The sequence below is a fragment of the Paenibacillus vini genome, from assembly GCF_018403325.1.
Classification (GTDB): Bacteria; Bacillota; Bacilli; order Paenibacillales; family Paenibacillaceae; genus Fontibacillus; species Fontibacillus vini.
In genome coordinates, this window is record NZ_BOSL01000005.1 from 65,950 (window position 1) to 88,148 (window position 22,199).

General features: G+C 53.2%; 22 protein-coding genes and 1 riboswitch. Of the genes, 17 read left to right on the forward strand and 5 right to left on the reverse strand.

Annotated elements, in window-relative coordinates:
- The first annotated feature begins 87 nt into the window (after positions 1-87).
- Complete coding sequence (locus tag KJS57_RS26425; RefSeq protein WP_280520372.1) at positions 88-321, forward strand: tyrosine-type recombinase/integrase; 234 nt, start codon at positions 88-90, stop codon at positions 319-321.
- A 110-nt stretch (positions 322-431) separates the two neighbouring features.
- On the opposite strand, the gene KJS57_RS09425 is transcribed toward KJS57_RS26425, so the two are convergent.
- From KJS57_RS09425 to KJS57_RS09435, 3 genes are all read right to left on the reverse strand, one after another.
- The gene (locus KJS57_RS09425) at positions 432-1,013 is read right to left on the reverse strand and encodes a DUF5677 domain-containing protein (RefSeq protein ID WP_213654573.1); all 582 of its coding nucleotides are present in this window, start codon (positions 1,011-1,013) and stop codon (positions 432-434) included.
- Positions 1,014-1,016: 3 nt separating this feature from the next.
- A complete protein-coding gene (locus tag KJS57_RS09430) occupies positions 1,017-1,256 on the reverse strand; it encodes a hypothetical protein (RefSeq protein WP_213654574.1) in 240 nt (79 codons plus the stop codon).
- A gap of 422 nt (positions 1,257-1,678) precedes the next feature.
- Positions 1,679-2,530 carry a sulfurtransferase gene (locus KJS57_RS09435; RefSeq protein WP_373316814.1) on the reverse strand — a complete coding sequence of 284 codons (852 nt, stop codon included), beginning with the start codon at positions 2,528-2,530 and terminating at the stop codon, positions 1,679-1,681.
- A 239-nt stretch (positions 2,531-2,769) separates the two neighbouring features.
- Between KJS57_RS09435 and KJS57_RS09440 the strand changes: the two genes are divergently transcribed.
- A complete protein-coding gene (locus KJS57_RS09440) occupies positions 2,770-3,693 on the forward strand; it encodes a DMT family transporter (RefSeq protein ID WP_213654576.1) in 924 nt (307 codons plus the stop codon).
- A 326-nt stretch (positions 3,694-4,019) separates the two neighbouring features.
- Here KJS57_RS09440 and KJS57_RS09445 read toward each other — a convergent pair whose 3' ends face one another.
- Positions 4,020-4,232, reverse strand: a complete 213-nt coding sequence (locus KJS57_RS09445; RefSeq protein ID WP_211022963.1) for a hypothetical protein — start codon at positions 4,230-4,232, stop codon at positions 4,020-4,022.
- A gap of 238 nt (positions 4,233-4,470) precedes the next feature.
- Between KJS57_RS09445 and KJS57_RS09450 the strand changes: the two genes are divergently transcribed.
- Complete coding sequence (locus KJS57_RS09450; protein WP_244861466.1) at positions 4,471-5,064, forward strand: hypothetical protein; 594 nt, start codon at positions 4,471-4,473, stop codon at positions 5,062-5,064.
- Here the strand turns inward: KJS57_RS09450 and KJS57_RS09455 are convergent.
- Positions 5,057-6,043: a ketoacyl-ACP synthase III gene (locus tag KJS57_RS09455; RefSeq protein WP_213654748.1), complete on the reverse strand. Its 987-nt coding sequence runs from the start codon at positions 6,041-6,043 to the stop codon at positions 5,057-5,059. The genes KJS57_RS09450 and KJS57_RS09455 overlap by 8 nt on opposite strands.
- A gap of 345 nt (positions 6,044-6,388) precedes the next feature.
- Between KJS57_RS09455 and KJS57_RS09460 the strand changes: the two genes are divergently transcribed.
- The 14 genes from KJS57_RS09460 (at position 6,389) to purN (ending at position 21,994) form a co-directional block, all read left to right on the forward strand.
- The gene (locus KJS57_RS09460) at positions 6,389-8,539 is read left to right on the forward strand and encodes a DNA topoisomerase III (RefSeq protein WP_213654577.1); all 2,151 of its coding nucleotides are present in this window, start codon (positions 6,389-6,391) and stop codon (positions 8,537-8,539) included.
- 70 nt (positions 8,540-8,609) lie between these two features.
- A complete protein-coding gene (locus KJS57_RS09465) occupies positions 8,610-8,747 on the forward strand; it encodes a hypothetical protein (protein WP_211022959.1) in 138 nt (45 codons plus the stop codon).
- A 109-nt stretch (positions 8,748-8,856) separates the two neighbouring features.
- On the forward strand, positions 8,857-9,120 hold the full coding sequence (locus KJS57_RS09470) for a DUF1294 domain-containing protein (RefSeq protein WP_211022958.1): 264 nt from the start codon (positions 8,857-8,859) through the stop codon (positions 9,118-9,120).
- Positions 9,121-9,211: 91 nt separating this feature from the next.
- The gene (locus KJS57_RS09475) at positions 9,212-9,646 is read left to right on the forward strand and encodes a universal stress protein (RefSeq protein WP_211022957.1); all 435 of its coding nucleotides are present in this window, start codon (positions 9,212-9,214) and stop codon (positions 9,644-9,646) included.
- A gap of 937 nt (positions 9,647-10,583) precedes the next feature.
- Positions 10,584-10,685, forward strand: a riboswitch (purine riboswitch).
- Between the two features lie 305 nt (positions 10,686-10,990).
- Positions 10,991-11,497: a 5-(carboxyamino)imidazole ribonucleotide mutase gene (gene purE / locus KJS57_RS09480; protein ID WP_211022956.1), complete on the forward strand. Its 507-nt coding sequence runs from the start codon at positions 10,991-10,993 to the stop codon at positions 11,495-11,497.
- Positions 11,494-12,783, forward strand: a complete 1,290-nt coding sequence (purK, locus tag KJS57_RS09485) for a 5-(carboxyamino)imidazole ribonucleotide synthase (protein WP_213654578.1) — start codon at positions 11,494-11,496, stop codon at positions 12,781-12,783. The genes purE and purK overlap by 4 nt, the downstream gene beginning before the upstream one ends.
- Positions 12,780-14,081 (forward strand): adenylosuccinate lyase, encoded by a 1,302-nt coding sequence (purB, locus tag KJS57_RS09490; RefSeq protein ID WP_213654579.1) that lies wholly within the window; start codon positions 12,780-12,782, stop codon positions 14,079-14,081. The genes purK and purB overlap by 4 nt, the downstream gene beginning before the upstream one ends.
- A gap of 206 nt (positions 14,082-14,287) precedes the next feature.
- Positions 14,288-15,202 carry a phosphoribosylaminoimidazolesuccinocarboxamide synthase gene (locus tag KJS57_RS09495; RefSeq protein ID WP_211022953.1) on the forward strand — a complete coding sequence of 305 codons (915 nt, stop codon included), beginning with the start codon at positions 14,288-14,290 and terminating at the stop codon, positions 15,200-15,202.
- Between the two features lie 80 nt (positions 15,203-15,282).
- Complete coding sequence (purS, locus tag KJS57_RS09500) at positions 15,283-15,528, forward strand: phosphoribosylformylglycinamidine synthase subunit PurS (protein WP_211022952.1); 246 nt, start codon at positions 15,283-15,285, stop codon at positions 15,526-15,528.
- A 3-nt stretch (positions 15,529-15,531) separates the two neighbouring features.
- Complete coding sequence (gene purQ / locus KJS57_RS09505) at positions 15,532-16,221, forward strand: phosphoribosylformylglycinamidine synthase subunit PurQ (protein ID WP_211022951.1); 690 nt, start codon at positions 15,532-15,534, stop codon at positions 16,219-16,221.
- Positions 16,199-18,442, forward strand: coding sequence for a phosphoribosylformylglycinamidine synthase subunit PurL (gene purL, locus KJS57_RS09510; protein ID WP_211022950.1), 2,244 nt, complete (start codon positions 16,199-16,201; stop codon positions 18,440-18,442). Before purQ ends, purL begins: the two co-directional genes overlap by 23 nt.
- Positions 18,427-19,905 carry an amidophosphoribosyltransferase gene (gene purF / locus KJS57_RS09515; protein ID WP_213654580.1) on the forward strand — a complete coding sequence of 493 codons (1,479 nt, stop codon included), beginning with the start codon at positions 18,427-18,429 and terminating at the stop codon, positions 19,903-19,905. The genes purL and purF overlap by 16 nt, the downstream gene beginning before the upstream one ends.
- A 422-nt stretch (positions 19,906-20,327) precedes the next feature.
- The gene (gene purM, locus KJS57_RS09520; RefSeq protein ID WP_213654581.1) at positions 20,328-21,371 is read left to right on the forward strand and encodes a phosphoribosylformylglycinamidine cyclo-ligase; all 1,044 of its coding nucleotides are present in this window, start codon (positions 20,328-20,330) and stop codon (positions 21,369-21,371) included.
- The gene (gene purN, locus KJS57_RS09525; RefSeq protein WP_213654582.1) at positions 21,371-21,994 is read left to right on the forward strand and encodes a phosphoribosylglycinamide formyltransferase; all 624 of its coding nucleotides are present in this window, start codon (positions 21,371-21,373) and stop codon (positions 21,992-21,994) included. The genes purM and purN overlap by 1 nt, the downstream gene beginning before the upstream one ends.
- Positions 21,995-22,199 lie beyond the last annotated feature (205 nt).

Sequence of the window (22,199 nt, forward strand, 5' to 3'; positions counted from 1 at the left end):
AGTAATTTGATAAGCAGAACTCTTTACTGGGTAGGACTTGCGCAGGACAAACTTGCTGCTGGAGCCAAGTACAACGATTATGGGTTGGTGACGCAAACCAAGTTTGGTTGTCCAGTAAGTCCCTACTACTTTGAAACGCGTTGGCTAGACATGCTTCGCAAGTCCGAGCTTCCTAAGATCCGGTTTCATGACCTCGGTCATACACACGCCAGCCTGTTGCTACAGCAAAACGTGCATCCCAAGGTTGTATCCGAGCGTTTAGGACACTCAAGTGTTGGTATAACTTTAGATCGGTACAGTCATACGTACGGTGTAGATTAATAAGCCGCCAATGAAATGGATGGAATATTAATGTAAAGGACTTATATATTTTGCCAAATGAGGTGGGATATATTTTGGTCTCCACTTCATGGTTGTAGATTACATACCAGCTACTTCCTAAGAGCCTCCCCAAGTAGCACTTCCTTCTCAAGTCCTAAATAACGCGCTACGAAAAATGATGCGTCACCTAACAAGATAAAAAGACTTGCGAATGTTTCGATCTTCGACACACTTGTGACGTCTGCATTAGTCTCTAGAATCTCATCTAAGTTATTTATAATATTATTTGAATGCACATAGCCTGATAAATATGAATATACTGTGTAATTACTGATAGGATAATCAAAATTCCCCAATCCACCAATGTACTCTACTAATTCTCTAAAATTATTTGTTTTTTCAGAATATATAGAGTACCACTTATTCCTTTTAAGTCTACGAATAATGTCCTTATTATCCTCATTTTCATTAAAAAACTCGTAGTGATCTAGTATTTTTTCACAAAAGTGGTCAATCGCTTCCTGAGAATATAACATCTGAATATCCTCATCGCCATTATAATAACATGATACAATGCCCTGCATAGTAACATACTCATCATAAATATTCTTCAGGTAGTAAGCCTTTGATCTCTTTGCTAATAACTTTGAATCTTTTAGTATATAACTCAAATAATATTTATTTTCATACAATACTCAATAGACCACATTTAATGTAGAATTTGAAACATATTCAAAACTATTATACATCTCAAGTACTAATTTTCTCATATTCATATACATAGCCAGTATTACTATATCAGAGATCATATTATCATGTGATCCATCGAATCTTTTTTCTCTGAAGAGATCAATTAGCTCTTCTGAAGTATAAAGGACTTCAATATATCTTTGTAAATCTATGCTCACATCATCCGTATATAATATCTCGCTCATACATTTCCACTCCATTTCATATAATCTGATGCTACAATTATTACATAAAATCCCTAGCAAGATGTAGGGTAGAAGTATTACAACAGATTGATTGTTTGTTGAGTCGGTTTAAGGTTAACAAAATGCGTTGACCTCGACTTAGAACAGGCCGGAACCAGCAACCTCTCAAGAGGAGGGCTGACCGGCCTTCTTTGTGTGCGTACAGCGTCAAGGATGCTCATGCTCCGTGGTCAGGACGATGTATCGCACGCAAATGTCAGACGACCGACCAATCTGCGTCAGGTCCGGAGGCAGCATGAAAATGTTTTCAGAGGCCAAGTGTTGACTCTGTGTTGACTTCGACACCCACGAGCACAACGCAAAGAAGTACATCACCATACGGGCGATGTACTCCGATTCGCATACTATTATGTCTTACTTGGCTACTCTTCTTCTCCGCTTGCAATATGGTTGTCAGAGTAAGAAATCCAGTCGCTCCAGCTGCCCGCATAGAGCTTCGCCTGCGGGTAGCCCAGCCGGTGCAGCGCCAGCACGTTCGGGCAGGCGCTGACGCCGGAGCCGCAGTAGACGATGGCTTCACGGCCATCGTCGAGCGCCCGGATGACCGGGGCTAGCTGCTCGCGGAGCTGCGGCTCCGCCAGCCAGGCCCCCTGGTCATCCAGCACGCCCTTCCAGAACCGATTGATCGCGCCGGGAATATGCCCGGCCTTGGCGTCAATCGGTTCTTGTTCTCCCGCGTACCGCGAAGCGTCGCGGGAGTCCACCAGCAGGACGCCGGGATCGCCGAGCGCCCGGCGGATCTCGCCGACGTCCGCGAGCATGTCGCCGCGGACGTCCGGGACGAACGACGCCGGCACCACGGTGCGCGTCACGTCGGTCACGGGGAAGCCGCCGGCCTGCCAGGCGGCGAATCCTTCGTCCATGACGTATACGTCGTCATGGCCCAGCCAGCGCAGCAGCCACCATAGCCGCGCTGCATACAAGCCACCCTGGTCGTCGTAGGCCACGACCCGGGAGGCGCTGCTGATGCCCGCGCGTCCCAGGCGAGCGGCGAGCTCCAGCGGCTCCGGCAAAGGATGCCGCCCGCCGTGCGTTCCGACGGGTGCTGAGAGATCCTCTTCGATATCGAGGAATACGGCACCTGGAATATGAGAGACGGCATAAGCGGCCTTGCCCGATTCCGGGCTTCCGAGCACGAAGCGGCAGTCCACAATAACAAGGTCCGGCTCGTACATCCGGGCGAGCAGCCATTTTGGCGATACAATAGGATTGATGTTCATATATGAGTTCTCCTTTATTTTAAAGTCCCTGAGCAAGCGGGAAATTCCCGCGGATATCTTCAATGTAGCACACCGTAAGAGACGGTTCAAAGCAAAGGTTGATCGAGTTACTCCAGCAGATCATCGGCTTTCATATTTCCATTGAAGGAACCCGCAGCTATCGTCTATAATTAGGGACGGCTTAGCGGAATCTATCGACACTACTATTATTGAAGCAGGGGAGCAGCAGCATCATGAACATGAAATCCAAGTCATCCGTCTCATACGAGCTTCTATATATCATAGGCATTATTGCGATCTCGTTCTCTTCAATCTTCGTTCGCTGGTCAAACGCGGAAGTATCCATCGTCGCTATGTATCGTCTGTACCTGACGAACTTGCTGATGCTTCCATTAGCGTGGAAATACCGGGAGGAGATGTTAAGCTTGACCTCCAGACAATGGAGGGGATTGTTGTTATCCGGGGCGATGCTCGGGCTTCACTTCCTGCTGTGGATGAGTTCACTTCGTTTGACTACCGTGGCGAGCTCGACAGTCATTCTTACGCTGGAGCCCATTCTCGTAATGCTCGGTTCTTTCCTATTATTCGGCGTAAAAATCAACCGCCCCATGCTGGTCGGCATGGGGGTGGCTCTGGCCGGCTCAGTAGCGATTGGATCTGGCGACTTTAAATTGTCAGGCACGGCGCTGCAAGGCGACCTGCTGTCCCTGCTGGGAACGATTGCGGTTGCGGTGCATATGCTTGCCGGCAAGCAGCTCCTTAAAAATATGAGCGCCTTTGTCTACAATTTCTGGGTGTTCTTCATCGCCGCAACGATGCTTGCGGGTTATAACGCGGTTCGCGGATTCGCTTTTACCGGGTACGCTCCGAGGGAGTGGGGGATTTACCTGCTGCTTGCCATCGTCCCGACCTTGTTCGGGCATTATTTGTTCAATTGGCTGATGAAGTTCATCAGCGCTTCCGCCGTTTCGATGGCGGTTCTGGGCGAACCGGTATTTGCTTCGTTGCTGGCCTGGTTGCTACTTAAAGAAAGCTTGACCGGTGTGCAACTGATTGCGGGAGTCGCTATTTTGGGCGGGGTATGGATTTTTATCCGCTACGGAAAAGAAACCTCTGAGGCCGAGCCGGAACTAAGTTCGCTTAAAGAATCAGCATAGTACTATGCTCCCGCTACAAAATAGAGGACCTTTTGGGCGCTATTTTTGCAAATTTAGGCTTTGAGTGAGAAATAAGAGATTTCTTGGTCCTTATTTCTTCAAGTCTTGCTAAACTTCCGGCTTTTCGCATTGTTTTGGCAAAATAAGAGCCCGAAAGTCCCTTATTTTCAATGGACGGCTATTTTTTGTGAAAATAAGACCTCAAATGTCCGTTATTATTCGCATGGCGCGGGCAGGGGGAGGAAAGCAAGAGGCAAGTAAATTCCATACACAGAAAAAAGACGCCGCAAGGCGTCTTTTTATATGGAGCCGTTCAGGCTCCAATTCTATTTTCTCAGCTCAAAAAACTGGCTGTCCCGGCGGGGATGATACGTTAATTCGCTGACCCCGGTTTGCGTGATGATGGTATCGTCGGTAAACCGGATGATATGGGTGTTGTTGTCCACCATATGGTCATTACGGAAAACGCGGATGCGAAGCTGCCGGTCCATCGCTTCCTGGAAATCCTGTTCGGTCAAAAGTCGTCTTATCGTTGGCACGGCGTTCGAAATCTCCTCTTTTTCAGTAATTGCTCTATCACTTCTAGCGTTAAGCATATCAACGAATAAATCGGTTTGTCCAGTAACGGCGATCGGAGCGCACCGACCTTCTCAATAAAAACGAACGGACAAAAGCCCACCCGCTAATACGGGCGATTGCATACGATGCATTAGATTCATTATTAATGAAATGCGATTTGAATGGAAGTTCATGTCTTCCACGAGGAGAGGATCGTATATGTCGGAACGTAAAGGGAACAAAAGGAGAACCCTTCGCCGGGGGCGTGTGGGACAGCTTCCGACAGCGGGGCTTTTGCGGCGAATAGCGGCCGAGATGCTGCCTTTCTATAAGGTGGTGGGGAGGAGTCGCGGTTTTGCCTCGGCCTGGAGCCGGGCTGTCGTCAGGGCTGATTTGGATGGAATGCAGAAGCTGCTGGGCGCGGTAGCGCCAAGTCTCTCCCGCCGCGGTATGGGTACGAACGGGATCGGCTATTTTATTTCTTTTCCGGCGCCGGGATCCTATTATTCCTGCGGGATTACGATTCCGCCGGGGAAGGAGCAGTTTCATTTCAATGCGGGTATACACCGGCTGATGGCCCGGGCACTGATTCCCTTTTTTGGGACAATAGCTTGCGGGCCGCCATATGCCAGGGCGCTTGCCCGGGCGATCTCCAAAAATGACGGGCGGGCCGCCGCCCGCCTGGTGCGATGCAGAGTGAAGACGAACGCGTTGAAGTCGGTAAGGATCGAAGATGCGGGATTGGTACTGAGTTTCAAGTATCCTTCTAGCAAATATGTGTATTCGCTCTTGTTGTTCCGGGAATTTAATTGATTAGTCCCCAGCGGATTATCATTCCGCAATGAGTCAATCCGCTGCCGAATCCATAGAGCAGGACCCGGTCGCCGGGACTTAATTGATTGGCCCGAATTCCGGACTGCAGGGCGAGCGGGATCGAGGCGGACGATGTGTTGCCCATGTCTTGTACGCTCTGCAGCGTTTTGCCCAAAGGAATGCCTGATTTCTCGCAGATCGATTCAATCATCCTTAAATTTGCGCTGTGCGGCGCGAACCAGTCGATATCGTCCAAGGTGAGTCCGGCCTGCCCAAGCAGACGTTCGATACCCGAAGAAACGGTACGGACGGCCCATTTGAACACTTCGGGTCCGTTCTGAACGATCCGGCCATCGCCCGCAAGGGCATTGCCATCCATTTGGGTCGAGAGACCTGAACGGTATACATGAATGCCGCCGCTCCCTTGGGTTCCCATCAAGACCGACTCGAAACTCGGCTGGTCAGGGTCATATTCCACCAGGACGGCTCCGGCACCGTCCCCGAACAGGATACAGGTGCTGCGGTCGGTGTAGTCGGTAATTTTGGACATCGTTTCTCCGCCGAAGACCAGCACTTTTTTATGAAGGCCCGAGCTGATCATTCCGTTTGCCATATGAAGCCCATAGGTGAAGCCGGCACAGGTGGCGTTCAGGTCGACGGCTCCGGCATGTTCCATTCCGAAATGCTTTTGGATCCGGCAGGAAACTGTGGGGAAGGAGTAATCGGGAGTCGTCGTTGATACGATAATCAAATCGACATCATCCAGGCTAACCTTAAAAGTGTCGCGCAAATTTTCTGCGGCCCGGATACATAAATCCGAGGTGAACTCATCCTCAGCGGAAATATGCCGTTCTTTGATGCCGGTTCGCTGCACAATCCATGCGTCGCTCGTTTCGACGAGCTTTTCCAGATCCTCGTTGGTAAGAATTCGTTCGGGTACATACGTGCCGATTGCGGTAATCCGAGCTTTAGAAGACAAGGTCACGGCGAGTCACTCCTTTATTCTTAAATTTAGCATCAGGTACTAATACCAGGTATTGGTTTAGATTGTAACAGCAATTTGTTTAATTTCCAAGCGGCAAATGTGGAAACTTGCTCCATAAATTCTATTACACGTTACTGTAGTATTTGAAAGGAAATTCAGAGGATTAGGTTATTATTGCACCTCATTCCTGTTCTCTATGTGAAAATGGTGAAAAACATGCGAGGTCGGATCCTTACATAAGCGGGTTTCTGGACAAAGTCGACTGGACTGTCGGGAGCGGAGAGGCCGGGAGGATGATATAATGAGGGGAGGCAAGGAAAGGAGTGCAGGACTACATTTATGAAAACGTTGGTGTTGGCGGAAAAACCGTCCGTGGCAAGGGAAATTGCCCGGGTGATGGGAAGCCGCGATAAGCATAAGGGACATTTTGAGGGGCCGAAATATGTCGTGACCTGGGCGCTTGGACATTTGGTCGGTCTGGCCGAACCTGAGGATTACGACGGCAAGTTCGGAACCTGGTCGCTGGAGGATCTTCCGATTCTTCCGGGGAAAATGAAGCTGAAAGTACTGCGCGAGAGCAGTCATCAGTATAAAGCGGTGCAGCAGTTGATGCGCCGCCAGGACATCGGCGAGCTGATCGTGGCGACGGATGCCGCGCGGGAAGGCGAATTGCTTGCGAGATGGATCATGGATATGGCGAAATGGAACAAGCCGTTCAAGCGGCTGTGGATCTCTTCGCAGACCGACAAAGCTATCAAGGAAGGCTTTGCTTCCTTGAAGCCGGGCGGTCAATTTGACCGGCTGTATCATTCGGCGCGCTGCCGGGCCGAGGCCGACTGGATGATCGGCCTGAACGTGACGCGGGCGCTGACTTGCAAGTTCGGCGCTCCGCTGTCGGCCGGACGCGTTCAGACGCCTACGCTGGGCATGATCATGCAGCGCGAACGCGAGATTTTGTTGTTCCAGTCGGAGGAGTATCAGGTGCTTCGCGCCGATTTGGGCTCTTTCGAAGCCGTATGGCGCGGTAACGGCGGGGATTCGCGTATTTTTGACGCGGATAAAGCGGCTGGACTGCAGCGTAAGCTGGAGGGACGAAGCGGCAAGATCATCAAGCTGAACAAGAGCGAGAAGCAGGTGCCGCATCCGCAGGCTTACGACCTGACTGAGCTGCAGCGGGACGCAAACCGAATGCTGGGCTTTTCCGCGAAGCAGACATCGAATGTGCTCCAGCGCTTGTATGAGCAGCACAAGCTGGTCACCTATCCGCGTACGGACTCGCGTTATCTGACTTCCGATATGGTCGACACGCTGAAGGAGCGCTTGACCAGCGTTGCCATCGGGCCCTATGCATCGTTAGCGAGACCGTTGCTGCGGAAGCCGCTGCCGGTTAGCAAACGGGTGGTGGATGACAGCAAGGTTAGCGATCATCATGCCATTATTCCGACGGAGCAAACAGTAATATTGAATGCCTTAAATACAGAGGAACGCAAGCTGTATGATTTGATCGTACGGCGTTTTATCAGCCTGTTCTATCCGGCGGCCCGGTTCGACAGCGTTGCCGTCGTCCTGGAGGTCGATGGAGAGAAGCTGCACGCCAAAGGCGTTACCGTGAAGGACAGCGGCTGGAGAGCCGTTTATGACGGGCAGGCGTTCGATGAGTCGGACGACGATGAGAACGAGAACGGGGAAGACCGGGAAGATCGGGGCGTAGGCACGGGGGCTACGTTGCCAGAGCTGAAGGAAGGCGAGACCGTGACGGTCAAGCGCTGCCGGATCCAGAGCGGACGGACGCAACCGCCGAAGCGCTATACGGAGGCGGCATTGTTGACGCAGATGGAGAAGCACGGCCTTGGCACGCCGGCGACTCGGGCGGACATTATCGAGAAGCTGGTCAGCTCCGATACGATCGACCGCCAGGGTTCCAGCCTGCATCCTACGGGTAAGGGCAAGCAATTGATCGAGCTGGCCCCAGCCGATCTCCGGTCGCCGGAATTAACTGCGAAGTGGGAGTCCGAGCTGGAGCGCATCGCCCGCGGGCAAGGCAAGCCGGAGCCTTTTCTAGGCGGAATTCGGGAAATGGCGGAAGTCTTGGTACGCGGGGTCAAGAACAGCGAGGCTTCGTACAAACCCCATAACGTTTCGAACAGCCATTGTCCGGATTGCGGAACCCGGCTGCTGGAGAAGAAATCGAAACGCGGTCTGATGCTGATCTGTCCGAGTGAGGATTGCGGATACCGGCGTTCCGGAGAGAAAAGGCTCTCTAACCGCCGCTGCCCGCAGTGCCACAAGAAGATGGAGATGAAAGAAGGCAAGGCCGGGCTGTATGTTCAGTGCCTGCCTTGCGGCATCACGGAAACGGTGAATAAAGATTCCAAGCACGTGAACAAGCGGGAGCAGCAAAAGCTTGTGAAGCAGTACGCCAAGCAGGAAACACTCGGTTCCAATTTAGGCGAGCTGCTTAAAGCGGCTTTGGAGAAAAAAGGCGATTAACCCTCCGAGATATCTTTTTTTCGAATAAAAGGTAAATACGCTCGGGATGCTAAAGCCGGGAGGTGATCTTATGCCGCACAACAAAGCTGAGAAGACCCAGAACCGGCAGAACAAATCCAGTATCTTGGAGGAAAGCATTTCGCTAAAGCCCAAGAAGCAGGCGGAATACCCGCCAAGCCTGAACGAAATTCCGAAGCAGGAGTCCTGAGGGCATGCAGTGCTCCCCGCGAGGGGAGCTTTTTAATTGAAAGAGATAGGAGTATAATGGAGTCAGGAAGGCGAATGCCTGTAAGGCCGGGCGCGAGGAGGCGGAAGATATGCGGTTAGGGCTTTTGATCTGGTTTATTTTTATCAATTTCGTGGCCTATATCGTGATGTCCGACGACAAGCGGCGGGCCAGGCAGAGGAAAGAACGGATTCCCGAGAAGACACTGTTCTTGCTTGCCGCCATCGGCGGAGCGCTGGGTATACTGCTGGCGATGAACATGAAACGTCATAAGACGAAGCATGCCAGTTTCCGTATCGGGGTGCCGCTGCTCCTGCTGCTCAATGCCGTGCTTTACGGTTATTTTTTGACCTGACGGCCTTCCGTCATTGCAGCTTTATTCGTTTCATACTGAGTTTCGAACGTTTAATGGTGTACATACTTTTAGAGAAGAGGGGTGCGTTCCTATGTTATTTTCTAAAATTGTAGCCGCCTATGACGGTTCCAAAGCTTCCAACAAAGCGCTTGATAAGGCCATCGATCTGGTTAAGGTCACGCCTGGAGCGACGCTTGAGGTGCTGCATGTGTTCGATTTTCCGCGATTTTATGTGGCGGAGGGCTTTGCTCCTATTCCTGCTTCGGTAAACCAGGATTTTTACGAGTTGGCCGAGAAAACGGTTGAGGAAGCGAAGAACCGGCTCGAAGCGGCCGGCGTAACCGCCAAGGTCGAAATGCTCCAGGGAGCTCCTGCTGAAGGGATCCTCGATTATGTGAAAAAGCACGACAGCGACATCATCATCATCGGCAGCCGCGGTCTTGGCGGCATCCGTGAATTCGTGCTTGGCAGCGTCAGCCATAATGTCGTTCAGCATGCCCGGATTCCGGTGCTTGTTGTGAAATAAATAAGTGAGTTGAAAGGAACGCCGGTGATCGGTGTTCCTTTTTTTGTAGTATCCTCCGCCCGCCGCTAACGGACATGAGAGCCCTTAAACCTCATAAATTCGCTTGTTTTGGAAACTAACAGACACCAGAGCCCTTAAGTTGGTGGGATCATTCACTTTTTGAGCGAAAGGAGGCCAATAAGGTCATCTGTGTCCGTTATCGCGGCGAATATGGCATTTTTGGCGATTTAGCGGCTCGTATGTCCGTTAGAAATGTGAAGAGACTTGGCGTCGGAAATTTGGGCAGGGTACGTGAGCGGAGCAGAATAGGGGCTAATTCAACTTCAACCTTGGCAGCCAGTCCCGCTAACGGACAGGAGAGCCCTTAAACCCCGCAAATTCGCTGGTTCTGGAATTTAACGGACACCAGAGCCCTTAAGTTGGTGGAATCTGTAACTTTTTGAGCGAAAGGAGGCCAATAAGGTCATCTGTGTCCGTTAGCGTTGCGAATAGGTGGTTTTTTGTGATTTAGCGGCTCGTATGTCCGTTAGAAATGTGAAGAGACTTGGCGTCGGAAATTTGGGCAGGGTGCAGGAGTAAAAGTAGAGTAAGAGTGAAGTAAGCGTAGAATAAAAGCGGAATGAGAGTAAGTGTAGGAGTAGATACAGACGCAGGTGCAGGGGAGGTACGTACATAAGTAAGTGCAAGTAACGTTACCCCTGTGCACCAAGGTAAATCCAACCTCGACTATAGTAGGGGCTCCTCGTTCCCAAGCAGCCGCTCCCCTTAATCAAATACGTCGGCAAAAAAGACAAGCTACCAGGCACCAATAGTAGGCTATCGGTTATAACATTACGGAAAAGACGAACATTCGGTTTTGGCATTATTTTAATGTTCGTGTTTTAGTTGACATCCTTTGTTCGGGATTGGTACACTAGAGGTGAAGCGGGAAACCGCAAAATCAGTTGAATAATTATCTCGTATAAAGCCGGGGATAAGGCCCGGAAGTTTCTACCTGAAAACCGTAAATTTTCGGACTACGAGTGAATGCGTCAATGTTAAGTGCGTGTTCAGTGGGCGGAGCAGCTCGATTTGGAGCGGCAGCTTGTTGAACAACCTCTTTCGAATAGGCTGCTCCTTGGGACAATGTATTCAGCGATGGCCCAGACCGCGCATGGTCAGGCAATTGCAGATCAGGCGGCACATTCACACGGGTCCGGAGCTTTGAAAATACATGTTATTTTCATGGTATCCCGGACTTTTTTGTTGGGCCGGGGGCCTTCTGTAAGTTAATTAAAGGTTGTGTATATTCGGGCCGGGGAATCGTTTTGGTCCGCGATAAAACATAGAAAGTGGGTTATAGCGATGTCAGCACAGGTAGCAGTAATTATGGGCAGTAAATCGGATTGGGAAACGATGTCCCATGCATGCGTCGTTTTGGAGGAGTTGGGAATTCCTTACGAGAAGCAAGTGGTATCTGCTCACCGTACACCGGATCTCATGTTTGAATTCGCGGAGAATGCGGCCCGGCGCGGTTTGAAAGTTATTATTGCCGGCGCTGGGGGCGCGGCGCATTTACCAGGAATGGTTGCGGCAAAGACTCTACTGCCGGTCATCGGCGTTCCCGTTAAGTCGAAGGCGCTGAAGGGACTTGATTCGCTGCTCTCGATCGTACAGATGCCTGGCGGCATCCCGGTAGCGACCGTCGCGATCGGCAAAGCGGGAGCGACGAACGCCGGGCTGCTCGCGGCACAGATGCTTGGCGCGTTCGATCCGGAGCTGGCCGGGCGGCTGCAGGAACGCCGCGACCGGCAGCGCGACGCGGTGCTGGCAAGCAGCAGCGAGCTGGTGCTTGAAACGGAGAAGCAATGAGCGCGGCGGAACAGCGGGGGCAGGCGCTTGGCAGCAACGGCGGAGAGCCTAGCGCGCTGAAGGCGAAGCAAGCGGCGGTAATCGCGCCGGGCTCGACGATCGGCGTACTTGGCGGCGGCCAGCTTGGCCGGATGATGGCGCTGGCCGGAAGCAACCTCGGCTACCGCTTCGTCACGCTGGATCCGACGCCGGAGTCGCCGTGCGGACAGGTCGCCGGGCAAATCGTAGCCGGTTACGGCGACATAGAAGCGGCCCGGGAGCTCGCGGCGCGTGCCGACGTCATCACGTATGAGTTTGAGAACGTGGATGCGGGCGTAGCCGCGCTGCTGGAAGAGCAGTCATACGTGCCGCAAGGCAGCCGATTGCTCTACACGACGCAGCATCGGCTGCGCGAGAAGCGCGCGATTGAAGCGGCGGGCGCCAAAGTGGCGCCGTACGCGGAGATCGGCAGCGAGGAAGATTTGCGGGCGGCCGCAGCCCGGCTGGGGATACCGGCCGTTCTTAAAACGGCCACCGGCGGTTACGACGGCAAAGGACAATGGGTCATCCGCTCCGAAGGAGAGATTGGCCCGGCCTACGCCGAGTTGAGTCGTGCGGGGACGGAATTGGTGCTGGAGCAGTTCATTACTTTCGAGAAGGAACTGTCGGTCATTGCGGCGCGCAGCCCGCGCGGCGAAATTCGGACTTTCCCGGTGGCGGAGAACATTCATGTGGACAACATTCTGCATGCGTCCATCGTTCCGGCCCGGGCCGAGGAACGGATTCTGCGGGAAGCGGAACGGCTGGCCGCCCGGATCGCGGAGTCGATGGAAGCGGTCGGGCTGCTCGCGGTTGAGCTGTTCCTGACGGGGGACGGAGAACTTTACGTCAATGAATTGGCGCCGCGCCCACATAATTCGGGCCACTACACGATGGAAGCCTGCAATACTTCGCAGTTCGAGCAGCATGTGCGGGCGATATGCAACCTGCCGCTGGGCGATCCGTCGCTGCGGACACCGGTCGTTATGGTCAATGTCCTGGGCGAGCATCTGGATGCGGTGACGGAAGCCGTAACCACCGATTGCTGGTTGCCGGAATTGGGCGACTCGAACTCAGCTTTAACGCCCGGAGCGAGCGCCGCAAGTAATGCGACTGGATTTCACGTGGTTCCGAAAGTACACTTATATGGAAAGAACGGCTCGGCCCCCAAACGTAAAATGGGACATATCAACCTGCTTTGCGGGGATGTTCGGGACGGACTGGATTTTATACAGCAAACCAATATTTGGAGGAATCAAAACTCATGATCGAACGTTACAGCAGACCGGAAATGAGAGCGATCTGGACCGAGGAAAACAAGTTCAAAGCTTGGCTCGAAGTTGAAATTTGCGCATGCGAAGCTTGGGCGGAGCTCGGCGTTATTCCCAAAGAAGACGTAGCGTTGCTGCGTCAGAACGCGTCCTTCGATATCGACCGGATTTATGAAATCGAGCAGGAAACCCGCCATGACGTTATCGCGTTTACGCGGTCCGTTTCGGAAAGCCTGGGCGCGGAACGCAAATGGGTGCACTACGGGCTGACCTCGACCGATGTGGTCGATACGGCGCTCGGTTACTTGTTGAAGCAGGCGAATGAAATTCTGGAAAAAGACATCGTCAACTTTATCGAAATTTTACGTGAAAAAGCGCTGGCCTACAAAGATACGCCGATGATGGGGCGTACGCACGGGGTTCATGCGGAGCCGACAACGTTCGGGCTCAAAATGGCGCTGTGGCACGAAGAAATGAAGCGGAATCTGGAGCGTTTCCGCCGTGCGGCCGACAACGTGCAATTCGGCAAAATTTCGGGGGCCGTAGGTACTTATGCGAACATCGACCCGTTTGTGGAAGAATTCGTTTGCCGCAAGCTCGGCACAAGTCCGGCTCCGATCTCGACGCAAACGCTGCAGCGTGATCGTCATGCCGAATACATGGCAACTCTGGCGCTGATCGCCACGTCGCTCGACAAGTTCGCGACCGAGATCCGTGCGCTGCAAAAGAGTGAATTCCGTGAAGTGGAAGAAGCCTTCGCAAAAGGACAAAAGGGCTCGTCTGCGATGCCGCACAAGCGCAATCCGATCGGCTGCGAGAACATCTCCGGTCTCTCCCGGGTTATCCGCGGCCATATGATTTCGGCTTACGAGGATGTGCCGTTGTGGCATGAGCGCGACATCTCGCATTCATCCGTGGAACGGATCATTTTGCCGGATGCGACGATGCTGTTGAATTACATGCTGAACCGTTTCGGTAATATCGTGAAGAACCTGACCGTTTTCCCGGAAAATATGAAGCGCAATATGGGCCGTACATTCGGCGTTCCGTTCTCCGGACGCGTGTTGACGAAGCTGATCGACAAAGGCTTCAGCCGCGAACAGGCTTACGATACCGTCCAGCCTCGCGCCATGCAGGCATGGGAGACTCAGCGTCAATTCCGCGACATCGTGGAAGAAACGCCGGAAATCACATCTGTCTTGAGCAAAGAAGAAATCGACGACGCATTTAATCCGGCTTGGCATCTGAAGCATGTGGATACGATTTTCCGCAAGCTGGGCCTGATCGAACAATAAGTCATTTGAATTTGAATAGGGGGGCAGCCCTGCTGCTCCTCCATCAAATAACGGTAAAAAATACCGTTATTCAACAGAATATAGATATTTTTTACCGCTATTGCATAACCGGGAACCGAAAGAAGAGAAAGAGGATCCTGGACAAAAGAAGCGAGAATAGAGGCGGCTTTGTAACAAAGCAGCCCCAAAGAAGGAGGACGGCAATCATGTCAACGCCTACTACACCGGCACCGGCCATTTCCACGGCGGCGGAGCTTGTAAAGGCCCCGCTGCTGTACAAAGGCAAGGTCCGGGAGCTTTATGATTTGGGAGAGCATTACCTGATCGTGGTAACCGACCGAATTTCCGCTTTTGATTATGTACTGGATCCGGCCGTGCCCGATAAGGGCAATGTGCTGAACCGCTTGAGCGCTTACTGGTTTGAGCTGACACAAGATTTGATCGAGAATCATGTAATTCATACGGACGTGAACCTGCTTGGCGAAGTCATACCGGAGGAGAACCGTGAAGCGCTGCGGAACCGGGTTATGGTCACGCGCAAGGCGGAGCGGATCGATATCGAATGCGTCGTGCGGGGATACGTTACCGGCGGCGGCTGGCGGCAATATGAAGCCGGCGGCGAAATCAACGGCATCAAGCTGCCGGAAGGACTACGCAAGAACAGCAAGCTGGAGCAGCCAATTTTCACTCCAGCGGCCAAAAATGATGTCGGACACGACGAAGACATTTCATTCGAAGCAATGTCGGACCTGGTAGGCGCGGATCTGGCGGAACTGCTGCGCAGCCGGAGTCTGGAGCTGTATGGCTTCGCTCGCGATTATTGCGAGGAGCGCGGCATTATTTTGGCGGACTGCAAGCTGGAATTCGGTTTGATCGATGGGAAATTGATTCTGATCGACGAAATTTTCACGCCGGATGCTTCCCGTTTTTGGGACAAAGAAAACTATGGTCTGGATATCGAGATCGACAGCATGGACAAAGAACCGGTCCGGACCTATCTGGCCGGCTCGGATTGGGACAAGAACAGTCAACCGGATCCGCTGCCGCTTCAAGTGGTAGAGGAAACAACCCGACGCTATCGCCTTATTTACAGCAGATTGACTGGCCAAGAGCTGCAGTAATTAGTGATTTTTATGCAATTATAGATCATCCGCGGCAGCGCCGCTCAAATCAAACCAACAATAGGAGGAACACGAGGAATATGATGAAAGCTCGCGTTTATGTCACCATTAAGCAAAGCGTACTTGATCCGCAGGGGGTAGCCGTGCAAGGAGCCATGCATTCCATGGGCTTCAAGGAAGTGGAAAGCGTACGGATCGGCAAATATATGGAAATTGAGCTGGATTCCAGCGACCGTTTTGAGGCGGAAGCCCGTGTTAAGGCCATGTGCGAAAAGCTGCTCGCGAATACGGTGGTAGAAGATTACCGCTTTGAACTGGAGGACTAATTCATGAAATTCGCAGTACTCGTATTTCCCGGTTCCAACTGTGACATCGACTGCTACAAAGCGGTGGAAGATACGATCGGCGAGCCTGTAGATTACGTATGGCATACCGCTACGGATCTTTCCGCTTATGACTGTATTCTCGTGCCCGGCGGTTTCTCTTATGGGGATTATCTCCGCTGCGGAGCCATTTCCCGGTTTGCTCCGGTAATGGCGGAAGTAGCGAAGGCCGCAGAGCAAGGCAAATATATTCTCGGCATCTGCAACGGGTTCCAAATTTTGACCGAAGCGGGTTTACTGCCGGGGACACTGCTGCGCAACATGTCGCTGAAATTCCTCTGTCATGATACGGTGCTGCGCGTTGAGAACAACAGCAACCCGTTTACGACGCAATATGAGGTGGGCGAAGAGATCAAGATTCCGATCGCTCACGGGGAAGGCAACTATTATTGCGATGAAGCTACGCTGGCTGATTTGAAGGCGAATAACCAGATTATTTTCAGATATGTGAACAATCCGAACGGGTCGGTGGAGGATATCGCCGGCATCTCCAACAAAAACGGCAACGTGGTCGGGATGATGCCCCATCCGGAGCGTGCGGTAGACTCGCTGCTGGGGTCCGAAGACGGCAAAAAAATGTTTACTTCGATATTAAAGGCATGGAGGGATCGGCATGAGTCAGCAAGTGTCCGCTAAGGAACCGAACGCGGAGCAAATCGCGGAGCAGCAAATTTACAAACAGATGGGTGTATCGGACAGCGAGTATGAACTGATCTGCGGATTCCTCGGCCGCAAACCGAATTACACGGAAATCGGCGTGTTCAGCGTGATGTGGTCCGAGCATTGTGCTTACAAAAACTCCAAGCCGCTATTGCGCCGCTTCCCTACGGAGGGACCGCGCGTTCTGATGGGACCCGGCGAAGGCGCGGGGATCGTTGACATCGGCGACAATCAGGCGGTTGTATTTAAAATCGAAAGCCATAACCACCCTTCGGCCGTTGAGCCTTATCAAGGCGCGGCTACGGGCGTGGGCGGGATTATCCGTGATATTTTTTCTATGGGCGCAAGACCTGTGGCTCTGCTTAATTCTTTACGGTTCGGAAAATTGGAAAGCGACCGCGTCAAATATTTGTTCGAGCATGTGGTTTCCGGGATTGCCGGTTACGGCAACTGCATCGGCATTCCGACGGTAGGCGGCGAAGTGGTGTTCGATGACAGCTACGACGGCAATCCGCTGGTCAATGCGATGTGCGTCGGGCTGATCGATCACGACAAAATCCAACGCGGTGTAGCCAAAGGCGTCGGCAACCCGGTTTTCTACGTGGGGCCGCCTACGGGCCGCGATGGCATTCACGGCGCGACGTTCGCTTCGGAAGAGCTGACGGAAGAGTCGGAAGCAAAACGGACAGCAGTTCAGGTCGGCGATCCGTTCATGGAGAAGCTGGTCATGGAAGCTTGCCTGGAGCTGATCGATACGGGCATCGTGCTCGGCATTCAGGATATGGGCGCAGCGGGACTTACCTGCTCTAGCGCAGAGATGGCGAGCAAGGCGGGCAATGGCCTGGAGTTGTACCTCGACCAAGTGCCGCAGCGTGAGGAAGGCATGACGGCTTACGAAATGATGCTGTCGGAGTCACAAGAACGGATGTTGTTCGTCGTTGAGCCTAAGGATGAGGCGCAAGCGATGGAGATTTTTGAACGTTGGGGCGTAATTTGCTCCAAAGTCGGTAAAGTCACGGACGATGGCCGCTTGAAGCTGTTCCATCATGGCGAGGTTGTCGGCGATATGCCGGTAACGGCGCTGGTCGACGAATGTCCGATTTATGAAAAACCGTCCGCAGTTCCTGCTTACTATGAGCAAAATGCGGCAGTAGATACTTTGCGTTATGCAGAAGTCAGCGATTTGGGCGCTGCGCTGGATCAAGTGCTGGCGTCGCCATCCGTGTCGAGCAAGGCATGGGTATACAACCAGTATGACTACATGGTTCGCACCAGCACGGCCGTTCGTCCGGGATCGGATGCTGCGGTTGTAACGATTCGCGGAACCCGCAAAGGATTGGCGATGACGACGGATTGCAACGGACGTTTTGTTTATCTGGATCCTGAAGTCGGCGGCAAGATCGCGGTTAGCGAAGCTGCGCGCAACATTGTTTGCTCGGGTGCGGAGCCGCTTGCGATCACGGACAATCTGAACTTCGGAAGTCCTGAGAAGCCGGAAATTTTCTGGCAGATGGAGCGTGCGGTCGACGGGATGGCGGAAGCCTGCCGCGTGCTGGACGCGCCGGTTATCGGCGGTAATGTCAGCTTGTACAATGAAAATGCGAAAGGCGCGATCTATCCGACCCCGGTGGTGGGCATGGTCGGGCTGGTGCATGATACGGATCATATTACGACCCAGGGCTTCAAGGCTGAGGGTGATGTAGTATTCCTGCTGGGCGATACGAAGGGCGAGCTCGGAGGCAGTGAATTCCAAGCTGTTGTGCATGGCGTAACCGAAGGACGTCCTCCGCAGCTTGATCTGGAAGTTGAGAAAAAGCTGCTCGATGCGGTTCTCGGCGCGATCCAATCAGGCTTGGTTCGCTCTGCGCATGATTTGGCCGAAGGCGGCCTGGCTGTAGCGCTGGCGGAATCCTGCATCAGCGGCGGCCTGGGTGCTACCGTGGAACTTAATTCCTCGCTGCGTCCCGATGTGGCCTTGTTCAGTGAATCACAGTCCCGGATTCTGCTCTCGGCATCGAAGGAACAAGCGGAGAAGCTGCAGGACTTCATCGCTTCGCGCGGTGTGCCTGTACAAAGAATCGGAGAGGTGGCCGGCAGCGATCTGGTCATCACTGTAGGCGGAGCTTCCGCCCTGAACAGACCTGTGGAGGGACTCAAGCGGGTCTGGGAGGACACCATTCCATGTCTGATGAAATAATGACGCAACGGTTGTGGACAGGCGATTATTATAACGAAGGCACGGGCCGGAGCGATATTTTCGATACATTAAAAGAAGAGTGCGGCGTATTCGGGGTTTTCGGCCATCCCGAGGCCGCTTCTCTTTCCTACTACGGACTGCATGCCTTGCAGCACCGAGGGGAAGAGAGCGCCGGACTGTGCGTGACGAACGGGGAATCGTTCAACTACCACCGCGGAATGGGACTGGTCAAAGAGGTGTTTGACCGTGATAAGCTGGAATCGCTGGTTGGGGATCGTTCTATCGGGCATGTGCGTTACTCGACAAGCGGCGACAGCCGGCTGACGAATGCGCAGCCGCTGATCTTTAAATACCGCGACGGCGACCTGGCGGTGGCGACGAACGGCAACATCGTGAACGCGCCGAAGATCCGCCGCGAGTTGGAGCAAAGCGGCTCGATCTTTCAGACGACGAGCGATACGGAGGTCATCGCGCATCTGATCGCGCGCTCGCCGAAGGAGTTCGTCGAAGCGGCGAAGGACGCGCTCCGGCAGCTTGTCGGAGGCTTCGCCTTCCTGCTGTTGACGAACGACAAGCTGCTCGTCGCCAGCGATCCGAACGGCTTGCGCCCTCTGACGATGGGACGGCTCGGAGATGCGTACCTGTTCTCGTCGGAGACATGCGCATTCGAGGTGGTCGGCGCAGAATCGATCCGCGATATCCGGCCCGGCGAGCTGCTCGTTCTTGACAAGAACGGCTTGCGAGAGGAGCGGTACGCCGCCCCTGAACGGAAAGCGTTGTGCGCGATGGAGTACATTTACTTTTCCCGTCCGGACAGTGATCTGAACGGCTCTAACCTGCACGCTTCGCGCAAGCGGATGGGGCAGGTGATGGCGCAGGAATCTTTCGTGGACGCCGACGTCGTAACCGGCGTGCCCGATTCCAGCATCTCCGCCGCCATCGGCTATGCGGAGCAGACCGGCATTCCTTACGAGCTCGGTCTGATCAAGAACAAATATACCGGCCGGACGTTCATCCAGCCGAGCCAGGAGCTGCGCGAGCAGGGCGTGAAGATGAAGCTGAGCGCCGTCCGCCGCGTGGTGGAAGGCAAGCGCGTCGTCATGATCGACGACTCGATCGTTCGCGGCACGACGTCGCGGCGCATCGTAAATCTGCTGCGTGATGCCGGAGCGACCGAGGTGCATGTGCGCATCACTTCACCGCCGTTCAAGAACCCGTGCTTCTACGGGATCGACACGCCGGATCGCGGCGAGCTGATCGCCTCCGCCAAGTCGGTTGAGGAAATTTGCAAGGAGATCAACGCGGATTCGCTGCAATTTTTGACGCCGGAAGGGCTGATTCGTGCCGTCGGCGGCGACAATCAGGACGACTATAAAGGCGGTCTGTGCATGGCCTGCTTCGACAACGATTATCCGACTAGGACCGATTTCGACGGCGAAGAGAAATTTGGCTGTACCTGCTGATTTTTCACGGGCTATGTATTTTATGGGATGAAATAATATGAATTTTGGAGAGGCAGTGAGCAGGAATCTCAGTCGGCTAATGGCTATGTTATGTAGCTGAGAACTAACTGTATTTCCTGCAGCTAATCTCCTTGTTTTTGATAGTAAATGTAGAATAACTGTATTTTCTCCAGTTAATTTAGGGCTTTTTGCCTCGGATAGAGTTTTTCTAGCAAATTAACTGCAGGTTTTCCAGTTAATTAAGGGGACGAAGCGTTTACTAGCGAATTAACTGCAGGTTTTCCTGTTAATTAAGCCGTTAGAAGCGAACCTGGCACAATGCGTTCCAGGTTTCCCTGTTCCTCAGCGTTACAACGTGTACGGTTGCAAGGGTTGAAGGTTGAACGAGTCCAATAAATCCATTACAAGGAGTGTGTCCCTACGTGTCTGAAGCTTACAAAAACGCCGGTGTGGATATCGCGGCAGGCAATGAAGCGGTAGAGCGGATGAAAAAGCACGTCAAACGGACGTTCCGTCCGGAGGTTATGACCGATTTGGGCGGTTTCGGGGCTTTGTTCGGGCTGAACAAAGACAAATATGAGGAGCCTGTGCTGGTGTCGGGAACCGACGGCGTAGGTACGAAGCTGAAAATCGCGTTCGCGATGGATAAGCACGATACGATCGGGATCGACGCGGTCGCGATGTGCGTAAACGACATCGTTGTGCAAGGGGCGGAGCCGTTGTTCTTCCTCGATTATCTGGCTTGCGATAAAGTTGTGCCCGAGAAGATTGAGTCGATCGTGGCCGGGATTGCCGAAGGATGCCATGAATCGGGCTGTGCCCTGATCGGTGGCGAAACGGCGGAAATGCCGGGCATGTACAGCGAAGGCGAATACGATATTGCCGGATTTACAGTCGGCGTTGTCGACAAGAGCAAAATCGTCAATGGCAGCACGATTGCAGCCGGCGATACGGTGATCGGCTTAGCGTCGAGCGGCGTGCATAGCAACGGTTTCTCGCTGGTGCGGAAGCTGCTGCTGGAGCAAGCCGGCTACGGGCTGCAGGATAGCTTACCGGAGCTCGGCGGCGAAGTGCTCGGCGACGTGCTGCTGACACCGACCAAGCTATATGTAAAGCCGGTGCTTGGCTTGCTGGAGCAGGTTAAGGTCAAAGGGATGGCCCACATTACCGGCGGCGGGTTCATCGAGAACATTCCGCGCGTTCTGCCGGAAGGGGTAAATGCTGAAATCGACTACGGCTCATGGCCGATTTTGCCGATCTTCTCGCTGCTTCAGCAAAAGGGCAATGTCAGCAACCGAGATATGTTTACGACTTTTAATATGGGCATCGGACTTGTTATCGTGGTATCGGAGCAGGATGCCGAGGCATCGCTTTCCGCACTTCGCACCGCAGGAGAAACTCCTTATGTGATCGGGCGTGTAACCTCCGGCGAAGGCATCGTTACGTTTAAGGGAGCGGAAGTGTAATGGCGTCCTCTTCCTCCTGCCGGATCGCGGTGTTTGCTTCCGGCCAGGGAACCAATTTTCAAGCGCTGGCGGATGCTTCGCGTGCAGGAGAACTTGGCTCTGCGGAAATCGTCCTGCTCGTTTGTGACAAGCCGCAGGCTCCCGTTGTGGAGCGTGCGCGGCAGGCGGGCGTGGATACTTATCTGTTTACGCCTAAGGAATATGCCCGCCGTGAAGATTACGAAGCAGAGATCGTAGCCGAACTAGAGAAGCATCAGGTCGATCTTATTGTGCTAGCCGGATATATGCGGCTCCTTACGTCGGTTCTCCTAGAACCTTATGCCGGGAAAATGATTAACATCCATCCTTCGCTGCTGCCGGCTTTCCCAGGCAAAGATGCGATCGGGCAGGCATGGGACTACGGCGTGAAGGTAACCGGGGTTACCGTGCATTTGGTCGATGGGGGCATGGATACGGGCGCGGTTGTGGCGCAAGAGGCGGTACCGGTACTGCCGGATGACAATATTCAGACCTTGGAAGACAGAATTCACCAAGCGGAAAAAGAGCTGTATCCGCAGGTTGTGTCATGGTTTGCGAGTGGACGAGTGATTGTGGATGGCAGGAAAGTCACTATACGACAGTAGAATACAGCGTTTTGTTGTATGAGCGAAAAACCTTATGGTTCAGCATAGAGCAATGGAACGGCAGAGCGGCAAAGCTGCGTCGAGAAGTGTTTGCGCACTTTTGACAAGCTGCCGCAGTTGATCTGCCGGAATGCGAAAGAAGTCTTTTTCAGCCGGATTAGTTGGAGAGGTTTCGATATTTCCCGAGAAATATCGGGGTCAATAT

What these genes read in the sequence shown, in the direction of transcription:
- KJS57_RS09430 (WP_213654574.1), bottom strand. Translation starts at nt 1,256, where the DNA reads ATGAGCGAGATATTATATACGGATGATGTGAGCATAGATTTACAAAGA.
- KJS57_RS09440 (WP_213654576.1), top strand. Translation starts at nt 2,770, where the DNA reads ATGAACATGAAATCCAAGTCATCCGTCTCATACGAGCTTCTATATATC.
- KJS57_RS09450 (WP_244861466.1), top strand. Translation starts at nt 4,471, where the DNA reads ATGTCGGAACGTAAAGGGAACAAAAGGAGAACCCTTCGCCGGGGGCGT.
- KJS57_RS09460 (WP_213654577.1), top strand. Translation starts at nt 6,389, where the DNA reads ATGAAAACGTTGGTGTTGGCGGAAAAACCGTCCGTGGCAAGGGAAATT.
- KJS57_RS09465 (WP_211022959.1), top strand. Translation starts at nt 8,610, where the DNA reads ATGCCGCACAACAAAGCTGAGAAGACCCAGAACCGGCAGAACAAATCC.
- KJS57_RS09470 (WP_211022958.1), top strand. Translation starts at nt 8,857, where the DNA reads ATGCGGTTAGGGCTTTTGATCTGGTTTATTTTTATCAATTTCGTGGCC.
- KJS57_RS09475 (WP_211022957.1), top strand. Translation starts at nt 9,212, where the DNA reads ATGTTATTTTCTAAAATTGTAGCCGCCTATGACGGTTCCAAAGCTTCC.
- purE (WP_211022956.1), top strand. Translation starts at nt 10,991, where the DNA reads ATGTCAGCACAGGTAGCAGTAATTATGGGCAGTAAATCGGATTGGGAA.
- purK (WP_213654578.1), top strand. Translation starts at nt 11,494, where the DNA reads ATGAGCGCGGCGGAACAGCGGGGGCAGGCGCTTGGCAGCAACGGCGGA.
- purB (WP_213654579.1), top strand. Translation starts at nt 12,780, where the DNA reads ATGATCGAACGTTACAGCAGACCGGAAATGAGAGCGATCTGGACCGAG.
- KJS57_RS09495 (WP_211022953.1), top strand. Translation starts at nt 14,288, where the DNA reads ATGTCAACGCCTACTACACCGGCACCGGCCATTTCCACGGCGGCGGAG.
- purS (WP_211022952.1), top strand. Translation starts at nt 15,283, where the DNA reads ATGATGAAAGCTCGCGTTTATGTCACCATTAAGCAAAGCGTACTTGAT.
- purQ (WP_211022951.1), top strand. Translation starts at nt 15,532, where the DNA reads ATGAAATTCGCAGTACTCGTATTTCCCGGTTCCAACTGTGACATCGAC.
- purL (WP_211022950.1), top strand. Translation starts at nt 16,199, where the DNA reads ATGAGTCAGCAAGTGTCCGCTAAGGAACCGAACGCGGAGCAAATCGCG.
- purF (WP_213654580.1), top strand. Translation starts at nt 18,427, where the DNA reads ATGTCTGATGAAATAATGACGCAACGGTTGTGGACAGGCGATTATTAT.
- purN (WP_213654582.1), top strand. Translation starts at nt 21,371, where the DNA reads ATGGCGTCCTCTTCCTCCTGCCGGATCGCGGTGTTTGCTTCCGGCCAG.